Below are 4,616 nucleotides of genomic sequence, written 5' to 3' on the forward strand. Positions count from 1 at the left end.
ATAGACGACATAATAGTCGCCGTCAGAGGCGCGGATGATCGACGGATCGCGCAGCAGGCCGCTCGGCGGCGTATAGGCTTCCTCGGCCAGCGAGGTGTAGGTCACGCCGTCATAGGAGGTGAAGATGGACAGCTTGTTTTCGGAGGTGGCGTTGAAGGCCGACATCACATAGGTGGTCGGGCCGCGCAAAGGTTTGACCGGCACAAGGTCGGCGTGGCTTTCCGTCGCCGCCTTCTGGTTGTTCAGGCCCATGGCGTCGAGCATCGCGTCGCCGCTCTGGGTCTGCGCCATGCTGGCGGACGCGGCCATCAGCCCGAACAGACTGACCAGTCCAACACCTTTTTGCAGCCGTTTCGCCACCTGTACCCTCGTCTGTTTTTTAGCTGTTTATGCTGGCGGAATTTGCCATTGACAGGGTGGCTTATCAATGGAAAATATCAAAATCAATCAAAATTGCGCCTTTTAGACCCGGAGCGCCGCGAAATATGATCAAATTTGATCACCGTGGACCGGTCCTGGCGGTTATCGCCCTCAGTCTCAGCATGATCGCCTCTTCCGCCGCCGCCCAGAGCTTCACCTTCACCGGTAAAACCGCCGCCAGCGATACGGTTCAGGTCGCGCCGGGTCAGCCGTGGGACGAGACCAGAGGCTATGGCTTCACCTCGCTGACGGGCGGCAATGAGCAGGCTTTTTCGGTAGCCGCGGCGCCCGGTGATTACCGCGTCACCGTCACGCTTGGGGGCAGGACGGCCAGCCGCACCAGTATCTGGGCCGAGGATCGCCGCCTGCTGGCCGATCCGGTCGATCTCAAGGCCGGGCAGACGAAGACCTTAAGCTTTACCGTCAATGTGCGGGACACGGTACTGGTGGAGCAGGAGACGGACCCCTCGCCGCCCTCGGTGCGCCTGCGCGGCGACGATGCCTTGGGGCGCGACTGGGACGGACGATTGACGCTCAGCTTCAGCGGCCCGTCGCCCGCCCTTGACGCCATTACGGTGACGCCGGTGCAGGCGAGGCGCGTGCTGCTAGCCGGGGATTCGACCGTCACCGATCAGGCCAGCGGCGATTACGCGAGCTGGGGCCAGATGCTGCCGCGCATGCTGTCGCCGGACCTTAGCGTCGCCAATCATGCGCGCTCTGGCGAGACGATGAAGTCGTTCGTCACTTCGCTGCGCTGGGACAAGCTGCTCGGCGATGTGCGGCCCAACGATGTGGTGCTGATCCAGTTTGCGCATAATGACGAGAAGAAGCAGTGGCCGCGCACCTATGCGGCCTTCGATCAGAGCTATCCGGCCTGGTTATCGGCCTTCGTCGCCGATGTGCGCCAGCATGGCGGCCTGCCGGTGCTGGTCACGCCGGTGGCGCGCCGCATCTTCAAAGGCCCGGTGATCGAGAACAGCCATGCGGGCTATGACGACGCGGTGCGCGACGTGGCCGGGCGGCTGAACGTGCCGCTGATCGATCTGACCCGGCAGACGACGCAGTTTTATGAGGCGCTGGGGCCGGAGATGGCGGCCTGGGCGTTCGCGGACAATCACCGCGAAAAGACGCATCATAATGCTTATGGGGCTTATGAGATCGCCTGTTTCGTTGCGCGCGACTTAAGCGCCCTGCCTGGCCTCGACATCAAGGCGGCCAGTGATCTGCCCGCCTGCGATCCGGTCTATCCGCCCGACCCGAAAGCTTTTGTCATCACGCCTGCCGACTGGCCGATCATGCGCGCAAAGGTCGATCAGGGCGCTGAACCCGTGCCTTTAAAGTAAGGATTCTCTCATGGAAACAATTGCTTTTACGATGAAGTTAAAGCCCGGCTTTGAAGCCGAATATCAGCGTCGTCATGATGAGATTTGGCCTGAATTGTCCAATCTGCTGCACGACTCGGGCGTGTCGGATTATTCGATCTTCCTCGATCCGGCGTCTCTGACCTTGTTCGGGGTTCTCAAGCGCACGGAAGATCACAAGCTGGACTCACTGCCGGAGCATCCGGTGATGAAAAAATGGTGGGCCTATATGGCCGATATCATGGATACGAACCCCGACAATTCGCCGGTGCAGGTGGCGTTAAAGCCGGTGTTTTATATGGCGTAAGGTATCATCAGATACCGCTTGCGCATCTTTGCAAGTCGGCATAGCGTTCCATCCGGGCCAACAGGGGGGACGCCTATGCGCCAATTCATATCACGCCGTTATTTTCTGACCGCTGCGAGCGTCGCGACCGGCGCGCTGGCCCTGCCGGGACTCGTCCGCGCGCAAAACGCCAGCGCTGGCCTACCGCCTGCGCCGACGCCGGACATGTGGGCGAAATCGCCGGCGATTGAGCAGATTTCGCTGGCGGATAATGGCGCGCGGCTGGCCTTCCTGCGCGAATCCGGCGGACGCAAGACCTTGTTCGATATCGACCTTGTGACCAATAAGGTGCAGCCGATCGACATCGGGACCGCCAAGGTTGACGACATTACCTGGCTTGATGATAAGCACCTGCTGATCTCGACCTTCGCCACGGGCAAGGAGGACATATTCGCCGGAGGACGCACGACCTTTGACATTAAGACCGTCTACAATCTGGATACAATCAAGATCAACACCCTGTTTAGCCGCGTCGAGGGCTTCAAGAGCTTCGTCTTAGGCGGGGTGCATCGCATTGAACGCGCTGGCGTCGCCTCGCTTGCCGCCGCCAGCGTCCCCGTGGCCGGAACGCAGGCCGGGGATGGGGTTTGTCTTTACGGCTTCGATCTGGATAATCCTGACCGGTTTTCCGTGCTCGATCGCGGCACATGGAACACGGAAGGCTGGCTGTTGAGCCGACAGGGCGATCTGATCGCCAGGACCAGCTATGATCAGAAGCGCCGGACCTGGTGGCTGGAATATCGCAATGGCGGCTTCTGGAAGGAAATCCTGCGACGCGACGCTGACCTGGACTCGCCGGGCCTCTGGGGACTGGCCCGGGACGGCAAGTCTTTGCTGATCTCGATGCCACCCGAAACCGAGGGCGACAGCCAGAACTATTACGAACTCTCGCCGGACGGGCAGCTATCGGCGCCGCTGCTGGCCGATCCGCTCAATCGTTCGCCGCTGTTTGATCCCTACACCTATGTGCATATCGGCTGGTCCTATTATGACGGCTGGTCGCATCACACCTATTTCGATCCGGCGCGTCAGGCGATCGAGGACAAGGCGAAGGCGGCGGCGGACGGCTATCGGGTGTCCGTCATGGACCGCGGTAAAGACCCCAACCAGATCATCATGTACACAGAAGGCGCGGATGACGCCGGAACCTTCTACTATATCGACTTCAATAAGGGCAAAACCATTACCGTCGGCGAGCTTTACCCGCAGATTCCGGCGGAATGGATCGCGGAAAAGCAGGCGATCACCTACAAGGCCGCCGATGGGCTGGAGATTGAAGCCTATCTGACTCTGCCGCCCAATCGCGAGGCGAAAAATCTGCCGTTGGTCGTCTTTCCACATGGCGGGCCGCAATATCGTGACGGGCTGGGACTGGATTCCGAGGCCGAAACCTACGCCACGCTGGGTTACGCGGTGTTGCAGCCCAATTTCCGCGGCTCCAGCGGTTATGGGCTGAAATTCCTGCAGGCCGGATATGGCGAGTGGGGACGCAAGATGCAGACCGATCTGAGCGATGGGGTGCGCTTTCTTGCGGCGCAGGGTTTGGTCGATCCGAAGCGTGTTTGTATCGTCGGGGCGTCTTATGGCGGCTATGCGGCGCTGGCGGGCGCGACGCTGGATACGGGCGTTTACAAGTGCGCGGTCGATGTGGCGGGGATTTCCGATGTGCAGGCCCTGCTTGATTCGGAACGTCCGGCGGGCGGGGATGTGGTTGAGCCGGCCAGTTATCGCTATCTCAAGCGCTTCCTTGGCGATGTGACGAAGTTGGATGAGATTTCGCCGATCAAGCATATCGACAAGGTGTCGATCCCCGTGCTGATCGTGCATGGCAAGGACGATACGGTTGTCGAATTCAGCCAGAGCAGCCGCATGGCGGATGCGATGAAGGCGGCGGGTAAGGATGTGACCTTCGTGCAGTACGATCACGAAGACCACTGGGAAACCAATGAATCGGCCCGCACCGATATGATGAAGACGATTACCGCCTTTATTCTCAAGCATAATCCGGTTTAGGCGCGGACCCGGTCGTGCCCAGTCGGCGTGCGGCGACGATCAGGGATGCGGCGACGGTCATGAGGCCGAACAGCAGCATGTCCATCGGCGTTCTGTGCCAGCTATGGATATTCAAAGCGTAGGTGACGATCCCGTAGCCGAGCCAGCCGGTGAACAGCCATGACAGAGGGACGCTGAGCGCCCTGGGCGCGTTGCGCTGGATCAGGCTGATCAGAAGCGCGGCGTAGGGGACGATCAGCACCATGTCGTAATCGAGCAGGCGCGGGATCATCAGCGGGACGAGGCCCATGCCGAGGACGAGCCGTTCGTCCGCGTCGAGCGGCTCGCCTTTTTGACCCCATTGCGCGAGGATCAGGCCGCACACGGTCATGACGGCCATGAAGACCACGGCCAGTTCAGCGTTAAGGCGCGATCCGGCGGGGATGTGGAAGGTGAAGGTGGTCAGCTCGAACCAGCCCATGCCGACCTGACGTTTC

Annotated in this window: 5 protein-coding genes; 3 read left to right on the forward strand and 2 right to left on the reverse strand. The window is 60.7% G+C overall.

What is annotated here, in order from left to right:
• Nucleotides 1–360: hypothetical protein (locus ACTHLA_RS06250; RefSeq protein WP_440186317.1), on the reverse strand; the 360-nt coding region annotated here is incomplete at its 3' end.
• Between the two features lie 125 nt (nucleotides 361–485).
• Here ACTHLA_RS06250 and ACTHLA_RS06255 point away from each other — a divergent pair.
• The 3 genes from ACTHLA_RS06255 (at nucleotide 486) to ACTHLA_RS06265 (ending at nucleotide 4,140) form a co-directional block, all read left to right on the forward strand.
• Nucleotides 486–1,763, forward strand: coding sequence for a rhamnogalacturonan acetylesterase (locus ACTHLA_RS06255; RefSeq protein WP_440186319.1), 1,278 nt, complete (start codon nucleotides 486–488; stop codon nucleotides 1,761–1,763).
• 10 nt (nucleotides 1,764–1,773) lie between these two features.
• Nucleotides 1,774–2,088: an L-rhamnose mutarotase gene (gene rhaM / locus ACTHLA_RS06260; protein ID WP_440186321.1), complete on the forward strand. Its 315-nt coding sequence runs from the start codon at nucleotides 1,774–1,776 to the stop codon at nucleotides 2,086–2,088.
• A 75-nt stretch (nucleotides 2,089–2,163) separates the two neighbouring features.
• Nucleotides 2,164–4,140, forward strand: a complete 1,977-nt coding sequence (locus ACTHLA_RS06265; RefSeq protein WP_440186323.1) for an alpha/beta hydrolase family protein — start codon at nucleotides 2,164–2,166, stop codon at nucleotides 4,138–4,140.
• Here ACTHLA_RS06265 and ACTHLA_RS06270 read toward each other — a convergent pair.
• On the reverse strand, nucleotides 4,121–4,616 hold a 496-nt coding region (locus tag ACTHLA_RS06270; RefSeq protein ID WP_440186325.1), incomplete at its 5' end, for a hypothetical protein. The two genes, ACTHLA_RS06265 and ACTHLA_RS06270, sit on opposite strands and share 20 nt — an antisense overlap.

The sequence above is a fragment of the Asticcacaulis sp. genome, from assembly GCF_051956075.1.
Classification (GTDB): Bacteria; Pseudomonadota; Alphaproteobacteria; order Caulobacterales; family Caulobacteraceae; genus Asticcacaulis.

Coding starts and splice junctions, on each gene's coding strand:
- ACTHLA_RS06255 (WP_440186319.1), top strand. CDS start 486: ATGATCAAATTTGATCACCGTGGACCGGTCCTGGCGGTTATCGCCCTC.
- rhaM (WP_440186321.1), top strand. CDS start 1,774: ATGGAAACAATTGCTTTTACGATGAAGTTAAAGCCCGGCTTTGAAGCC.
- ACTHLA_RS06265 (WP_440186323.1), top strand. CDS start 2,164: ATGCGCCAATTCATATCACGCCGTTATTTTCTGACCGCTGCGAGCGTC.